The sequence below is a fragment of the Janthinobacterium sp. FT14W genome, assembly GCF_009208755.1.
Taxonomy (GTDB): domain Bacteria; phylum Pseudomonadota; class Gammaproteobacteria; order Burkholderiales; family Burkholderiaceae_D; genus Janthinobacterium; species Janthinobacterium violaceinigrum.
This window is the reverse complement of the sequence record NZ_WFLL01000075.1, coordinates 1-16,278: the sequence shown is the minus strand read 5'-3', so window position 1 is coordinate 16,278 and position 16,278 is coordinate 1. Positions and strand designations below refer to the sequence as shown.

The following is a 16,278-nucleotide window of genomic DNA, read 5'->3' as shown; positions in this document are numbered from 1 at the left end:
GACCGTGATGGGGATTGGACGGCAGATGGGGGGCAAGTTTGCGCCACTGCTTTTCAGTAAGGTCAGTTCGGCTCATCGTCCTATGACCATTCAACCCTAATTAAGTTCAGTCAGACAGACCCTAGCGGGCGGCGAAGTCGAAGCGCCACGCGTCCTGGCTGCGGCGCAAGGTGACGTCCACTTCGGCAGCCGAGACCGGCATCGCATACTGCGTCATGTCCGGGAAACTCTCCAGGCTGTAGGTCTGGCCCGCCGCCGGCCGCATGGCCACGACGAAATACAGGCTGGGCTGGTATTCGAAACCGACCGTCATGTTGACATCGACATCGGGCATGGTCGCGACCGGCCGGTCGTTCACGTACCAGTTGCAGCTGAACGGGATGAATGGACTGGTCTCGTTCATGACGCCGCATTGGGCCGGCGTCAGCTTCGATTGCGCCAGCGAGGCGGCGGCCGGCTGCAGCAGCGGCGACAAGCCATGCGGGCTCACGGCCGACAGCAGCTGGCCCGGCGCGATGGCCTGGCGGCCCGAGACGATCCTGTTGCCGGTGATGCCGAAACTGTTCACGTCGGTCGAGATCCTGTCCTCGTAGTGGAACGATTCGGTGGCGCCGGCCGACCCCGTCAACACCTGCCAGGCGTGGCTGCGGTAATGGCTCTGCGGGTTCTGCAGCTTCAGGAAAACCAGCACGGAGTTGCCTTGCAAATCGTCTGTTTCCACGTTGTAGCGGACGTTGAATTGAATGCCCATCGCTTGCTCCCTGCCTGGAATCTGCACGAACTCAGGAAAGACGGCGCCGGAGGACGAGTCCACGATTTCCTCCGGCGCCGGTGGTCACTGCCCAGATTCGCCCTGCAGCAGGCCCTGCCGGTGCAGGGCCTGTGCACGCTACCAGCGGACGATTACTGCGCCAGGTAGCGTTCCGAACGGGGACCGTACAGCAAGCCATTCGGCACGCCGGCCGACAGCAGGCGCGCATTGGCCGTACCGGCGAGAGGATGGCTGGCATCGGTGCTGGTGTTGATGATCTGCTTGACGGCCGCCGTCACCAGTGCGCCGATCAGGCCGCCGCCACCGCTGTTATTGCCTTCATTGCTCGAAGCGCTGGCCGCGCCCTGCCACAGCAATGCGCCCGTCTTCAGGTCGACCAGCTTGGCGTCGACCGACACCACCGTCACGCTATCGATCACGGCGTAAGTCGTGCCGTACTTGGAGATCGTCACGTACAGGCCCGCATCGGCGCCAAAGATCTCGTTGAGCTTTTTCGCATCGACGCCGTGGATATCGGCGGCGTTCGTCAAGCCGTTCTGCTTGAAGGTTTCACCGACCACGGCGACCGGCAGCACGTAGTAGCCCGCTTCGGCCAGCGGATACGTCACTTGCGCGTAGACGCTGTTGCCGGCATTGACTTCCGGCGAGTTGTTCAACGGCGGCAAGACGACGATCGAACGGGGCTTGGCAGCCTTGAAGGCCGTATAGTCGTACGCGGCCTGCTTGGTGGCGCAACCGACCATGAAGATGGCGGGACCCAGGCACAAGGCCATTTTCAACATGCGCGACATCATAATTTCTCGCCTTTTTTCATTTTACCCAACAGGAAGTCCATGTACGGCGTCGATTCCGGGAACAGCTTTTTCTCGTCTTCGAACTGCGCTTCGACCTGCTCCGGCTTGCCCGTGATCGAGTACAGCATGCCCAGGTGGGCATGGAAACCCGGCGGCGCATGGTTGCCCTTCGCGCCGATCACTTGCAGGTCTTTTTCCATGGCGGCGATCTGCTGCTCTGGGCTTTCGCCCTTCAGGTATTCATACACCTGCGGCTGGTAGCCTTCCCATTGGTACAGGCTCTTCGATTGCGTGGCGCAACCGGTCAGTGCGGCACAGGCGAGCAGCGCCAGCAGGGCTGCGCCCTTGTTCATCATTGTCTGTTTCATGGGATACCTTATTGTTTGCGCAGTGCGCCCGCTTCGACGCCAGCCACCAGGCGCTCGACCGCTTCGCGCATGGCCAGATCCAATACCTTGCCGTTGAGGGTGGCGTCATAGCTGGCGGTGCCGCCAAAGCCCAGCACCTCACGGTTCGACAGGCTGTATTCGCCGCCGCCGGCGGCCGAATACACGACTTCCGAGGTGGCGATGTTAACGACGTTCAATGTCACTTTCGCATATGCCACTTGCGTCTTGCCGCGGCCCATGATGCCGAACAATTGCTTGTCGCCTACTTCCTTGCGGCCGAATTCGGTCACGTCGCCGGTCACGACGAAGTCCGCGCCCTTGATATTCTGGCCCTGCTTCTTGAACTCGGCTTCCTGCTTGAGTTCCGCCATGTTGTCGCGGTCGAGGACGTTGAAACGGTTGGACGTCTGCAGATGCGCAATCAGGATCGTTTTCGACTGGCTGCCCAGGCGGTCGACGCCATCGGAAAAGATGCCGCGCATGAAGTTGGAGCGGTTGTCGAACTTGCCGACAGCGATCAGGGTGCGGGGACCAACGTAGGGACGGGCTGCGCTGGTGACCGTAGGGACAGCCAGGGCTTGCGACGATTCAGAAGCACAGCCAGCCAACGCCGCGCCAATCAGCGCTGCAATCAACAACGCGCCGGGTTTATTCTTGTTCATAGTGCCCTTATGAGATGGATGATCAGGAGCAACCTGCAAAATTGATTTTAGGCAAGTTAATTTCCTAATTGCAATTATATGGCATTGCATGTCTCACAATTCTCTCCAAAAGTAACGATGACAAGGATTGCATTATTTCTGGCGCTGATCAGGCGCACCGCATGCCAACACACCTGTGGAAAGGAAGCAGCGCCGGCTTGACTTCTACAGTCCGATTCATTAACTTGGCAGCAAAAACCGGCCTGCGGTAAGCGCCGGATTTCACTGCCACCGGCAGACCTTGTCCGCCGGCCTGTCCCACCCCGGCGCCAATTCCACGGTACGTTTTCACATAGATGGGTCACCAGGCCATGCCGACACACGATCATTCCCCGGGCCATCCGCTGGCCACGGCGCTGGCCCTCTCGCTGGGTGCCGCCATCGCGCTGGGCCTGTCGCGCTTTTCCTATGGCTTGCTGCTGCCGCCCATGCGTGCCGACCTGGGCTGGTCCTACCTGCTGGCCGGGTCCATGAACACCTTCAATGCGCTCGGCTACTTTCTCGGTGCCCTGGCCGCGCCGGCGCTGATGCGCCGCCTGGGCGTGTGGCGTTTGCTGATCGCCGGTTCCGTGCTGGCCAGCCTCTTCATGCTGATGTCGGGCCTGGTCAGCGACACGGCCGCCCTGTTCCTGCAGCGCGTGTGCGCGGGCGTGGCCAGCGCCTTCATTTTCATCTCCGGCGGCGTGCTGGCAGCCCGGCTCGGTTCCATGCACAGCCAGCGCGCCGGCTTCTACATCGGCCTGTACTACGGCGGCACGGGCTTCGGCATCGCGCTGTCGGCCCTGCTGGTGCCGGCCGCGCTGGCCTCCGCGCACGCGCACGGCGCCGCCCATGCCTGGCAATGGCCCTGGCTGGCACTGGGCATCGCCTGCCTGGCCGCCACCGCCCTCATGGCCGTGCCGGCGAAGGCCATCGGCGAAGCGCCGCGCACCCTCGATGCGCCGCGCCCCTTCGCCTGGCGCGATTTTGCCCCCAGCCTGGCCGGCTATTTCATGTTTGGCGTCGGCTACATCGGCTACATGACCTTCGTCATCGCCCTGCTCAAGCAGCAAAGCATGCCGCCCACGCAGATTACCGTGTTCTACACGCTCCTGGGCCTGGCGGTGGTGGCGTCGTCGCGCATCTGGGCGCGCATGCTCGACCGCTACAAGGGCGGCGAATCGCTGGCGATCCTGAACGCCGTGCTGGGCGCAGTCACCATCCTGCCCGCGCTGACCAGCTTTGTGCCCGTCGTCTTCATTTCCGGCCTGGTATTCGGCGCCGTATTCCTGTCGGTGGTGGCGTCGACCACGGCCCTGGTGCGGCATAACTTGCCGCAGCCATCGTGGACGGCCGGCATCAGCGCCTACACGACGGTGTTCGCGCTGGGCCAGATCGTCGGCCCCATCGTCGTCGGCTGGATTGCCGACGGCCCCGCGGGACTGGAGCGGGGCTTGATCGCCTCGGCCATCGCCCTCTTCATCGGCGCAGTGCTGGCTGCGCGGCAAAAAGCGCTGGCGCCGGCCGCATAGTAGACTGCAAGCCTGTCCCACTTTCGCAGGAAGCACACGATGAACACCGATGCACGCAAACTCCCCGCAACGATGGATGCCGAAACCCTGGAATTCATCCAGGGCCTGTTCGCGCTGGTGCGCGAAGGCGATACGCAGCAACTGGGCGCCATGCTCGCGCAAGGCGTGCCCGTCAACTTCCGCAACGAAAAAGGCGACAGCCTGATCATGCTGGCCAGCTACCTCGGCCACCTGGAAACGTCGCACCTGCTGCTCGCAGCGGGCGCCGACGCCAACGTCCCCAACGACCAGGGCCAGACGCCGCTGGCCGGCGTGGCCTACAAGGGCTACCTGGACATCGCCGAACTGCTGCTCCAGCACGGCGCCAATGTGGAAGGCGCCAGCCCGGACGGCAAGACACCGTTGATGATGGCCGCCATGTTCAACCGCCTGGCCATCCTAGACCTGCTGCTGCAGCACGGCGCCCGCATCGACGCCGTGGACAGCCGCGGCATGAGCGCCGTCTCACTGGCCAAATCCATGAATGCGCAGGAGACCCTGGCACGGCTGGTCGGCCTGGGACAGATGGCATAACCGATGCAGGTATCTGCAAATGCCGCCAGGTAGAAGACTAAACGCTGGAGCTTGGCTGTTTCATTGATTCGGCATTAGCCTTACGACGCCAGACGGGAGATCATTCCCACTCGATGGTCAACGAGGTGGCTAAGCGCTTGATTTTTCAGTGTTTTCCAAACTATTCAGTTACCGATACCCTCAAAAATACCCTCACCTGCAAAATCAGCTACTGCCGGTTTGTCGCCACCGGGATGGAAGACACCAGTCCGCTTGCCAGCACCTGTCATCCGATTCTTCTGGGCGAGAACGCCTTCATTTCAGCACAGCTGCAATCGAAGCGCTCCAATGAATTTAAGGATATGCCGATCTTCAGCGCCACGCTGTCACCCTGTCATTAACGCAATATCAGGCCCGCTATAGCGAGAGAGACGAAACAATAGGACGCGCTTATCTGCCTACCGCTTTTACCCTGTCCCACACTACCGCCGCTTTTCACGTCTCGAGCAGGACAGGCAGTCGTGCCGTATCTGCATTTAATAAAGCGCTACTTGCCGCAAATAAAGATGAGCAACGCTGAGATCGCGTACAAATAGCTTACCTGACCCCGGCCTGCACGGTGCCGTCAATCTTTAATTTCCACGATTTATCAACGAGATTGACTTCATTACTTGCCCCAACTATTCTTTCGGTGCGTACACGCGAATGTATGAAACTGTTTGATCTGGATCGTCTTCCAACGAACTGCATGAGCCACCAATGCTTAGCCCCATGCATTGCCGACCATTAAAGTAGAACAGTTCGTCACCAGAATCGAATTCAATTTCGCAGTGCTTCGCGAGTTCAGATACTGGCGTTCCAAATCCAACTTCATTAAAAATTCTACCTTTGTAGTACTCAAGTGACGCTCCATAGACTAGCGAAGTCATCAGGTGAACCAAGACGTCGTCCTTAAACCCCATCACAAACAACTCATCCAGAGTCGGCGAATCCGGTGCCCGACTTACAGGGTCGCGTAAAATAATTGCATCCGGACTCTCCTCTAGAACAAGTTTTGGTGAATTTGGAAATTGCACGACAATACTGCCATCAATATCACCATTCTCCACTTTGTGTGAATGCAATGCATCCAACACCTCTTGCCGAGATACGCCAAGCGTTAGTCCCATCATCGAAATGCCTGGCAAAATTGGCGCAGACCAATCTAACTTAGATTTCATCAATTTTTCCTCCATGTCCTTGTCGCAGCATCATATGTGATCGGCTGCCCTTGTTGATTGACGTATTGCATTCGATTTTCCGGCGCCCCCATCTTGTATGTCTGGGGATCAATTACCTTCACTTTACTTCCATCTTGATACGTGAATTTATAGTATTCACCAATATGCTGCGATTGGTCGGCACGTGCCAAATCGGCTGTCGATGGACTGTACTGGACTTCCTTGATTAATGGATTCCCCTCGACCTTGAAGATTTGGGCGTTGCCAGACGAAGAGGCGTGGGCAGCCTTATCTACTACGGTATAGCCGTCCATTTGATACGAACCCTTCAAATCACTCAGGTTTGAACCCCATACGTTTTCAAGGCTACGCGGGATTCCAGCCTCACGTGCGAGACTTTCTCTGAGTCCAAGTCCTGAAACAGAATTCGCCTGCCCTCCCGAAAGAGAAGTATTTGCCCCGCCACCCAATAGAAGAACACCTGGTTTTGCGGTGCTCGCCACTGCCGAATTTCCTACGCCAGGCCCTTGTAGCAAGGCAGGAACCTGGGCACCAGTGGCCTGCTGCGCCACTGCCTCATACCCGCCTGTCTTGGCATTTTGGATTGCGACAACAACACCATTGCGATCCAATATTTCAGCATTCCGGATGATGGTCGTGGTGCCGCCAAGCATATCGGCGCCGGCCTTCGATACATTCACAGCAATGCGTACACCACCGGCAAGCGCCGCACCGCCAAGTTCCGCGGTGAGTACGTTGACAGGTGCAGTCCGGACCAGATCCTCCATCTTTCGACCAGCAATGTAACCCATTTCAGACTGCCGTCCCTGAATTTCCAGCAGCGTACTGTACGCAGCACTTTCGTGCATTTCATCGAACATTCCTACCTTGTCACTCGTCGCCGATTGAATCAAGTACTTGGGAATCGATACAATACCGCCGATGAAATTGCCGACGTCACCGAGGATCGTTGAATCCCTGCGTGCGTCCTTTTGCCCCTTCGCAAAGCCAGCGTCGTACCGAAGCTGCGAGCCGGCATCCCGGCGGGTATCGATCTGGTTTTTCAGGAACGCGTTGACGTTGGCATTGGCGCCGCCGGTGTCTATCATTGTCCTGAGGTTAATTCGTTCGTCACGATATTCGTTCAGCGATTTCACCACGAAACCAGCGTGCCGGCCGGCATCATCGGCGTAGCTCAATTTGGCCGAAGCGGCTTCCTTTTTGATGAATGCCTCGGTGCCTGCATCGCGACCGTTAAGTGCCGCCCAATGCTCGTCAACCATCGCGGCGCCGAAACGGTCGAGTGCCTGACTGGCCTGTGCTTCCGTCAACTTCTGGCCTTTTCCCTCCATATAGGCGATATACCGCCCGATACGCGATTTGTCGTGCAGGAAATCTATTTCGCTCAAGTGCAGCTGACGGTTATTGAGGTCCACCGTCTGCGCCGTGCCTGCGCCCTGCGCCACGCCAGTCAGCGTGCTAGCGCCACCCTGGCCACCTGCGGCCGAAGCTACAAGTCCTCCCAGCGCTCCACCCAGCGTGGCGAAAGTTTCCTGATAGGTGTTGACGAGCGTTGTCCTGGCCTCGTCCGTCAAGTCCAGTTTGGCGGCCGCAGCTTCGCCCAGCGACTTACCCAGTTGCTGGCCCTGATTGCCCGCCACGACGCCACCAGCGGCGCCTAACGCGCCACCACCACCGTTCGCAGCACCGCCAATCAAGCCTTGGGTAGCCATGTGCAAACCTATCCGGTAGACGCCGTTGTCGCCCCAGTTGTAGGCTGTCTGCTTTGCTTCCGCAGCTTTAGCGCTGTAATCGTTCGCCTGCTCGATATCGCCATTCTTCTTCGCTTGCTCGCTCAGCTCGTCATACCTCAGGGCGTCGCGCAGCGCAGCATCTTGTTTCTCCTTGCCGATTTCACCCACCAGGTTCGCCGCCAGCGGCGCCGCTGCCTTGATGAATTCCTTGGTCACCTCCATCGTCGCCTGCAGCGCTGCCTTGTCAAAGTTATTGCCAATCTTGCCACTGCTATCCACTCCGGTCGTCACATCGCGGTTCACACCGGCGACAGCTTCTTCCGTGCCCTTGCCCGTCGCCGCGCGCTGAGCCGCATCGTCGGTGATGACGATTGTGCCGCCGCTGATGCCGCTGCGGGTCGTGCTGGCGAAATTTTCGCTGAGGGAAACGATAGCTGGCAGGCCCGCAGTCGTAGCATCTTTTTTGCCACCGACATCCGTCAGGTTCTCATTTCGTGTTCCCGTGCCCGCAAAGGACATGCCGCCCGACACTCCAACACTGCTCCCCTTCGATATCGCATGATTGACAATATCGCTATGCGTCAAGGTAGCCGTACTCAGGCTGCTGTCCAGCTTGCCCGCCTCCGTGGCACTGATGACGGCGCCTTTCAGGTCCGTATTGCCGCCGACCTTGATCTGGAAGCCGCCGTCGCCCGCCTTGATGCCGCTTTGCTCCTGCACGCTGGCATAGTCGTTGTGCATATTGCTCTGGCTGTAGCTGGCGCTGAAACTGGCGCCATAGCCGACCGTGCCGCTGGCGGAGAAGCTCTGGCTCTTGCTGTCGAACTTGGCCGTGTCCTGCAGGCTTTCCAGGTTCAGATTGCCCTTGATGTCGGCAATCACCTGGTTGGCGCTGGCCACGGCGCCCTTGATGTTGGTGTCTCCGCCGCTGCTGATGACCAGCTTGTCGCCCGCACTCACATGCGTGTTGAGCTGCGTCGTGCCGTCCCCATCCTCATGCCCCTTGCTGCCGCTGACGCTGGCAGTGAAGCCGAAGGACATGCCCTTGGTGCTCACACTGGCCGCCACGCCAGCCGAGGCGCTCATGCTCGAGCTCTTGCTGTGCTGGCTTTCCGTGTCCTGCGCGGCCAGCAGATTGACGTTGTTATCGGCATGCAGGCGAATATCATTTTTCGCGTTCAGGTCGCTGCCCAGGATATTGATGTTGCTATCCTTGCCACCGCCCATGGCCGTGATATTGATATTATTGCCCGTCAATACGCTGCCGCTATGCGTGGTGCTGGCCGTCGTTTGCGTCTGGATGCTTTCCGAATGGCCCGCCGTCAGGCTGATGCTGATGCTTGGACCGCCGTCCTTCATCATGTCCTTGGCAGCGTCCTTGGCGGCCATGGCCGCCGTCGCCGCCGCCATCGCCGTGACGCGGCCATCCTTGGCCGTGCTGGCTGCAGTACTCATGGTTTGCAGGGTCTGGATGGCGCTGATCACGCTGCCGCCCAAAGCCAGGGTCAAACCATCCTGCGTCGTCTTGACTTCAAATTTCCCCTTCTCATTGTCCTGGCCCGGCTTGATGGTGACGCTCTTGCCGATGATATCGAGATCGGTAGCGGCAAGAATATCGCTGCCGCCTATCGTCACGTTATTGCCGGCGACCATCGTCAGCGCACCGCCCGTCGCGCCTATCGAGCTGCGCGCCTCGCCGCTTTGCAAGGTGGCGTCCCGCTCCTGATCCACCGTGGTAGTTTTTGTGCCGTAGCTGAAGCCGATGCCGCCGCTACTCATGAAGCCGCTTTTCTTGGTGCTGGAATGGTGCAGCTCGTACACGGTATTGGTGGCCGCATCGATCGTGATGTTGTTACCTGCCAGTAAACGCGTCGCATCGTCGCTCAAGATGCTCGAGCCGGTGACTTGCAGATCGTGCCCCGCCTGCACCGTCACGCTGCTGCCGCCCAGCGAGGTGCCGATCGCCGTGGTGGTATCGACCACATCATGCTTGGTCGTCGTGGTCTTGTTCCAGAAGCCTTCCTTCGTCGATTTGCTGGCGGTATCGCTCACTGCATTCTGGAAACCATTGACCAGGCTGATGTCATTGCCCGCCGTCACCCCCAGTGCTCCGCCCGCCTGCACGTCCGCCGCACGCGCTGTCAGGTCATGGCCCGCCTGCAGATTGACATTGCCGGCGCCCATGATCTGGCTGCCTACTTCGTTGGTTTTGCTCTGCTTGCTGTAATTGTCCGCGTTGCGTACCGTGTCGTGGGCGGAAGCGACGGTGACGGTATTGAGGTTCAGGTTATTACCTGCGATTAAAGCAGTCTGGCCATTCACGCCCGCATTCGCAATGACGCCTGCCGTCACGGAAATATCGCGTCCCGCCTGGGCTATCAATGCGTTGCCCTCGCCACTGCCGGTGACATACATGCCAGCCACCTTCTCGACTACCGTGCTGCTGTCGCTGATGGTGGTTTTGCCATCCTTGCGCACATGGGAGTCGCTGACGGTCGTCGTTACCAGATTGATATCGCGACCAGCGCTGGCCTGCAACTGATTGACAGCGGTAAAGGTGCTACCCCCATTATTGATATCGCGGCCGGCAATCGCAGCCAGGGCCGTCCCCGCCTGCACGCTCGAGTAACGGGCATTGATGTCGCCACCCGCATCCATGACCACGCTACCGGCAGCGGCAATCGTGCTACCCGTTTCGTGGGAAGTGCCAGCCTTGCCTGCACTATAGGCAGCTCCCCAGACCACGTTGGCATCATCGCCTGTCGCGATGGTTCCCAGGATCAGGTTGCCGCCCGCCTTGATCACTGTGGCGCCGTTTTTGCCGCCGTTGTTAATCTCGCCGGCCAGCAGGGAGATGTCGCGCCCGGCCGAAGCGGCCAATGTGCCGCCTTCATCGCTTACGTACAGGCCCGCCACCCGGCCAATACTCGTCCCCGTCAGCACGGCATCGCCCTGGCGACCGGTATTGGTATTGACCGCCGATGTGATGTTGATGTCACGCCCTGCGCTGACAATCAGTTCGCTGTTGGCGGAAATGGTGCCGCCGATATTATTGAGATCATTCCGTGCGGCAATACCGACCGCATCCCCATCAATGCGCCCCCCCATGTTTTGCACGTTCTCCGCCGTCAGGCGGACGATATCGCGCCCCGCGATGGTACCGCTATTGGTCAAATCTCCCTTCAGATTGATATCAATGTCCTTGCCTGCCAGCAGCGCACCGCTTCCGTCTATGTCGCCTTCGCGCAAACGCACATACACCTGCGGCACCAGTGCTTTTTGTGTCGAACCATCGGCCAAAGTGACATCCTGCTCCACCAGCCAGACGATATCGCTGGTCAAGGCCGCCATTTGCTCAGCACTCAAGGCCACGCCAGGGCGCAAGTCCCATTGCTTGGCAAAGTTTGCACCCGCATCCATCAAGCCCTTGTATTGCTCTTCATCGCCGGTGTAGTCGCCGACGAAACGCTGGCCCGTCAACTGTGCAATTTGCTCACGCACCAGACGTTGCTCGTAAAAGCCGTCGCCCAGGCGTTTCTGCGTCACGGACGGGTCCAGTTGTACCTGTGCCAGCATGTAATCCGAGCCGGTCCATTCACGCTGATTGGTAAAACGTGGATCCGTTTCAACCAGGAAGCGCGCGCCTGGCGCAGGACTCAGTTTGAACAGGCTGGCGGTAGGCAATTGCATCGATGGCAGGGTCGTGCGCACCACTTGCGCGCGGCCGGACGGGCTCGCCAATGCGACCTGGCCAACTGCTTGCATCCTGGTCCCGGCGGGGGCGTTCGTCCCGGACGCGGCGTTGACGGCTTCGCCTGCTGCCGCGCCGACCGCGGCACCGGCCAACGGCCCCGCGGAATTCTCCGCCGCCGCGCCGCTGGCCGCACCCGCCTTGGCACCACTGGCCACAGTAATCAAGCCGGGCTGGCCCGCACTGCCCGTGCGGTCGCTGGCATGCGGTCCATTGACCGCAGCCACCGTTCCAGCAGCACCGCTATGGACGGCACCGGCAAGTGCCGATGGGTCGGCCATGCCGGCCGCGCCGCCATTCGCCGCGCCTGCGCTGATGCCGGCTACCGCAGCAACTGCCCCGCCGCGTCCCGCGTCGCCGGCCCGATCGCTATGATTGACACCTGCAGCGCCCGTGATGGCGCCAGGCACCTTGCTATTTGACACTGAGTCAAAATTCTTTGCATCTACCGCGCCTACCGTCCCGCCATTCGCAGAGCCAGCGGCGACGCCGGCGACCGCAGCAACAGAACCGCCGCTGCCCGCATTCCCCGCCCGGTCACTATGATCAACGCCGGCCGCGCCCGTGGCCGCACCTGGCGCCTTGCCGTTTGCCGCGCGCTCCAATGCTTTTGCATCGACGCTACCATCTGCCGTCGCGCGCGGGTTCGCATTGCCTGCCGTCACGGCGCCGACGGCACTGACAACTCCACCCTTGACGCTGTCAGCAAGCCTGGCCGTATTGTTGGCATCACGACCTTGTGCCCCCGTGCTCACGTCCGATGCCCGCGACAGGCCGGCGCCGCCCTGCGCTCCCGCACCTTGCACCGCAGCGGCAGCAGCGCCTGTCGCCTTTGCCACGTCGCCAGCCTGGCCTGCCGATCCCGCGTGATCGGTCGAATTGACCGTACCCGCCCCTGTGGCAGCGGCTGCGCCTTGTCCATTGACATTTTGCACCGTGGCCACGCCCGTGCCGCCTTGCGCTACGCCAGCCAGGTTGACGCCTGCATTGGCCTTGCCTGCGCTGCTGGTACCTGACAGGCCGCCTATGCCGGCAACGGCATTCGGTCTCGTTCCAGTAGCGCTCACCGCAGTGTTGCCCTCGACGCGGCCGGCAGTAACTGGCGCCCCCTGGCCTGCTGTTTCCCATGTATAAGGGTCACTACCAAGAAATTCGGGCACCGATTCCATCGGTATATCCATCCCGCCACCGATTTCGGTTGGAATGCGATACCGATCGGCGTAACCACTTTCAGTGACTTTGGAAACGCTTTCTGCGGATTTATTCACCAGCGCACCTGGCGTAATGCTCAGCAATCCGCCTGCGATGATATGGCTGTTTTCATTAAAAACCATACCTGATGAAATTATCAGACTCCCCCCGGCCACGATCTTTCCTGGATCAGAGGTCAATATGCTGCTGTTGGTGGTCGTACGCGTATATCCATATTCGGTAAACTCGATGTAATCACCGCGCCACTTCTGACATCCTGGCCCCATGCAGTTAGGCAAAGGAATCGTGGTTCGACGCCCTTGTTCCCCCTTCACTTGGTACTCAACGATCTCTTCGACCGTATTCGCCCCCAATTGCAGGGTGAAATGCCTGTTCAGGTTATCGACACGCGCAACGTCAAGCCGCATATTGCCCAGCGCCTCGATCTCCGCACTGGCGTTGGTCAACTGGACAGCTTGCCCTACCGCAAAGCGGCTGGCATCCAGCGCTCCGCCGATCGCCATATCGCCCGCACTGAAAATCAGCGCATGCTCATTGTTGGTGATCGTCTGCGCACCGATGTCCAGGCGGGTACGGGCGGCGATGACGGCGGCTCGGCCCCCTTCCACATTGTTGTCGATGGAGGTCGCGGCAATGCTCAGGTGATCGCCATAGATGCGGCCGGAACCGACGTTATTCAGGGCTCCCGCATTGACTTCCGTATTGACGCCATCGATCAGGCCGCGATTGTTCAACGCCCCGGACGTGCTGGCCCGGGTCGTAGTGGCATGGATATCGCCACTCATCGCGTTGTCGAGACTGCCTGCACGCAAGTCAAGCAAGCCGCCGGCCTGCAACGTGCCCGCATTGCTCAGGTTTCCGCCCACAAAAATGTTGGCATTGCCGTTCGCCGTAATCTGGCCGCCATTCCCGTGGCTGTAGTTGCCCGACAAATCCAGAGTCAAATCCTGTTGCGACAAGAGACGGCCATCGCCACTCAGGCTGGCGGCACGCACTTCAAGATTCGTGCCCGCAATTGCCGTACCTCCACTATTGCTGAAGGACAGGTTGCGTGCCGGGCCCAGGTCAAGCATGCTCAGCGCATTGCCCGCACTGATCAATCCCAGATTGTTATTGATCACACCAGAGCTGAGCACCGTCAGGTTATTGTCGGCGCGCAAAGCTCCCTGACTGTTGATGACATTCGATGCGTTCAATGCCAGGTTAATGCCCTCGATCCCCTGGTTGCTTGCTTGCGTATTGCTATTGTCGATTACCGCCCCCGCCAGGGTGACCGTGCCGCCGCTGCGTATGAGTCCTTGCTGATTGGCAATAGTTCCAGCGGTACTCAAACCGAGATCGCCCAGCACCTGGATTTGCCCGCCTTGATTATTCAAGCCGTCGAGGGACAAATTCAGCGTGGATTGGCCGACGATCGCCCCATTGGCCGTATTATCGACCTGACCGGCATGGCCAGTGACAGCGCCGGCGGCACCGACATAGCCACTGGCATTGTTCACATTGCCCACCGCCAGATTGACAGTTCCGCCGCTGGTGATGTTGCCGGCACTGGCATTGTTCAGCAGCTGGCCATGGGTATCTATCGCCAGGGAGGTACCGCCCTGCACCCGGCCACCGGCATTCAGAATAGCGCCTGTCTGCAGATTGACGCTCTGCGTGCCGGCAATTGTTCCCAGGCGATTATTCAGCTCCAGGCCGTTGCTATCAATACTGACATTGCGCCCGGTAATGCTCGCGCCATCGCTGTTCGTCAATCCGCGGCTATTCAGGAGCACATCGCCAGCCGCCTGCACTTTCCCGCCGGTGTTATGCATCAGTCCCGACAGCGTAACCTGCACATTCCCGCCAACGGAGGCGAGCGTACCACCGGCATTCTCGAGCGAGGCGCCTGTCACGCTGGCGTTGCCTGTGGCCGCCAACAGGCCACCGGCATTCTCGATGGCATTCCTGACGCCTACTTCCAGGCTGGTGCCAGCCGTCACCTTGCCCTGTTGATTTAGCAGATCACCGGCAGTGATGGAGACCTTGCCACCGGCTGCAATCAATCCCTTGTCGGCACTGTTCTGCTTGCGGTTGTCCAAGGTGCCCGTAATCGCCAGATCGAGCTGCGCGGTACCAGCGGCCTGCAAGGTGCCGAGCCGGTTATCGAGGTCGCCGGCCTTGATCGCGATGTCGCCATTGCTGGCGACGACGCCCTCACTATTGTCGAGCCGTCCGTCGACCTTGATATCGCCGTGTGCCGTGCCCAGCTGGGTTATGCTGCCTTTGGCATTGTTGAGCGTCTGCGCCTCGATGCTGACTTGCCGCGCGACCATGCTTGCGCCAGCATGATTAAAATTGCCCGCGTCGATACTCACCGAGCCGTTCGACGTGATCCAGCCGCGGTCGCCGGCAAAGTTGCCCGCGCCAATGGCAAATATGCCGGTGGACGCATGCTCCATCTTGCCATCGACGTTCAGCAGCGTCTTGGCAGCCAGGCTGAAATTATTGGCGTTGACGGCAATACGTCCACTCGTATTGTCCAATATGCCCGTCGCCGAATTCACACTGATGGCCCCATCGCCGGTGCCGGACTGGATGATGGTTCCCTTGCTGTTGTCCAGGTTGGCTACATGCACCGACAATTGACCGGCACTCGCCTCGCCCATGCGGTTAATCCAGCTCTGGCTATCCTGCGCCCCCGCATTGACTGTCAAGGTGCCCGATGCACTGACGGCCGCGCTGCTGGTCGTTACATTGCCGCTATTGGCGGTAAGTGTAATGTTGCTGGCGCTCGTTTTGCTACCGCTGACATCCACGGAAGCAGCGGTGAATACGGCATTGCCCGTCGCCAGATTCTGGCCTCCGGCAAGCAGCCCCTGAGCGGCGGTGATGTTCAAGTTGGCCGAATTGACCAGAGTTCCGTCCGCCTTGATGCCAGCGCCCAACAAGCTGGCCGCTCCCTGGCTGCGGAAGCTGGCAGCGTGAATGTCCATATTGCCCAGGGCAGCGATCACGCCCGTGTTTTCCACACTTCCACTGGCCTGCAAGAGCTGCTTGCCCGCCGCATACAAACTACCACTATTATTTACGTTGACCACAGTCGACTTCAGGTCACGACCCGCATACACGCTGCCCCCCTTGTTGCCAAGGTCCGTCGCCTGCAAGGCAAGATCGCCGCCGACGGCGCGCATGCTGCCGCCTTGGTTGTCGATCGAAGCTGCACTCAGCGTCAAATCCTGCACCGCCGCGATGACACCATCCGTGTTGACAAGAGCTGACGTAACATCAATGTTCGCGCCCTGATTGGCGTTGATCTGGCCACCGGCATTGCCAAGCGTACCGGCGCGAATGGCCAGCATGCCGTTGCTCGCGATCTCGCCCTGTCCATTGTTCAATGCATGGTCGACCTTGATGTCTGTCAGTCCCAGGCCAGTCTGGACCAGGTGACCACCACGGTTGTCCAGGCTGCCCGCCTGCAGCGTCACCTGCTGCGCCACCAGGGTGGCGTCGCGGTGGTCGATCTTCCCGGCATCGATGCGCAGCGCACCGTTGCCGATGAGTTTGCCGCCCTGGCCGTTCAGGGTGCTGGCCGTGATGGCCAGCACGCCAGTGCCCGCATGCTCGATGCGGCCGTTGATGT

Annotated in this window: 9 protein-coding genes; 3 read left to right on the top strand and 6 right to left on the bottom strand. The window is 60.0% G+C overall.

The window, feature by feature from the left end:
* Nucleotides 1–121: 121 nt before the first annotated feature.
* The 4 genes from GCN74_RS27140 to GCN74_RS27125 all read right to left on the bottom strand — a co-directional run bounded on the left by GCN74_RS27140 (nt 122) and on the right by GCN74_RS27125 (nt 2,617).
* Nucleotides 122–814: a hypothetical protein gene (locus tag GCN74_RS27140; RefSeq protein ID WP_226939254.1), complete on the bottom strand. Its 693-nt coding sequence runs from the start codon at nt 812–814 to the stop codon at nt 122–124.
* An 89-nt stretch (nt 815–903) separates the two neighbouring features.
* Nucleotides 904–1,566 (bottom strand): DUF799 domain-containing protein, encoded by a 663-nt coding sequence (locus tag GCN74_RS27135; protein ID WP_152259536.1) that lies wholly within the window; start codon nt 1,564–1,566, stop codon nt 904–906.
* Nucleotides 1,563–1,934, bottom strand: coding sequence for a DUF4810 domain-containing protein (locus tag GCN74_RS27130; protein ID WP_413541568.1), 372 nt, complete (start codon nt 1,932–1,934; stop codon nt 1,563–1,565). The genes GCN74_RS27135 and GCN74_RS27130 overlap by 4 nt, the downstream gene beginning before the upstream one ends.
* A gap of 8 nt (nt 1,935–1,942) precedes the next feature.
* Nucleotides 1,943–2,617: a CsgG/HfaB family protein gene (locus GCN74_RS27125; protein WP_152259535.1), complete on the bottom strand. Its 675-nt coding sequence runs from the start codon at nt 2,615–2,617 to the stop codon at nt 1,943–1,945.
* A 350-nt stretch (nt 2,618–2,967) separates the two neighbouring features.
* Between GCN74_RS27125 and GCN74_RS27120 the strand changes: the two genes are divergently transcribed.
* The 3 genes from GCN74_RS27120 to GCN74_RS27110 all read left to right on the top strand — a co-directional run bounded on the left by GCN74_RS27120 (nt 2,968) and on the right by GCN74_RS27110 (nt 5,120).
* The gene (locus tag GCN74_RS27120) at nt 2,968–4,167 is read left to right on the top strand and encodes a YbfB/YjiJ family MFS transporter (protein ID WP_152259534.1); all 1,200 of its coding nucleotides are present in this window, start codon (nt 2,968–2,970) and stop codon (nt 4,165–4,167) included.
* 39 nt (nt 4,168–4,206) lie between these two features.
* A complete protein-coding gene (locus GCN74_RS27115; protein WP_152259533.1) occupies nt 4,207–4,740 on the top strand; it encodes an ankyrin repeat domain-containing protein in 534 nt (177 codons plus the stop codon).
* Between the two features lie 113 nt (nt 4,741–4,853).
* Entirely contained in the window at nt 4,854–5,120 is a 267-nt protein-coding gene (locus GCN74_RS27110; protein WP_152259532.1) for a hypothetical protein, read from the top strand.
* 279 nt (nt 5,121–5,399) lie between these two features.
* Here the strand turns inward: GCN74_RS27110 and GCN74_RS27105 are convergent, their stop codons facing one another.
* Entirely contained in the window at nt 5,400–5,939 is a 540-nt protein-coding gene (locus GCN74_RS27105) for a hypothetical protein (RefSeq protein ID WP_152259531.1), read from the bottom strand.
* Complete coding sequence (locus GCN74_RS27100) at nt 5,939–16,243, bottom strand: hemagglutinin repeat-containing protein (protein ID WP_226939253.1); 10,305 nt, start codon at nt 16,241–16,243, stop codon at nt 5,939–5,941. The genes GCN74_RS27105 and GCN74_RS27100 overlap by 1 nt, the downstream gene beginning before the upstream one ends.
* Between the last annotated feature and the right edge of the window lie 35 nt (nt 16,244–16,278).

Bases quoted from the DNA above. Each gene is read 5' to 3' on its own strand.
- GCN74_RS27135 (WP_152259536.1), bottom strand. From the start codon at position 1,566: ATGATGTCGCGCATGTTGAAAATGGCCTTGTGCCTGGGTCCCGCCATC.
- GCN74_RS27130 (WP_413541568.1), bottom strand. From the start codon at position 1,934: ATGAAACAGACAATGATGAACAAGGGCGCAGCCCTGCTGGCGCTGCTC.
- GCN74_RS27125 (WP_152259535.1), bottom strand. From the start codon at position 2,617: ATGAACAAGAATAAACCCGGCGCGTTGTTGATTGCAGCGCTGATTGGC.
- GCN74_RS27120 (WP_152259534.1), top strand. From the start codon at position 2,968: ATGCCGACACACGATCATTCCCCGGGCCATCCGCTGGCCACGGCGCTG.
- GCN74_RS27115 (WP_152259533.1), top strand. From the start codon at position 4,207: ATGAACACCGATGCACGCAAACTCCCCGCAACGATGGATGCCGAAACC.
- GCN74_RS27110 (WP_152259532.1), top strand. From the start codon at position 4,854: ATGGTCAACGAGGTGGCTAAGCGCTTGATTTTTCAGTGTTTTCCAAAC.
- GCN74_RS27105 (WP_152259531.1), bottom strand. From the start codon at position 5,939: ATGAAATCTAAGTTAGATTGGTCTGCGCCAATTTTGCCAGGCATTTCG.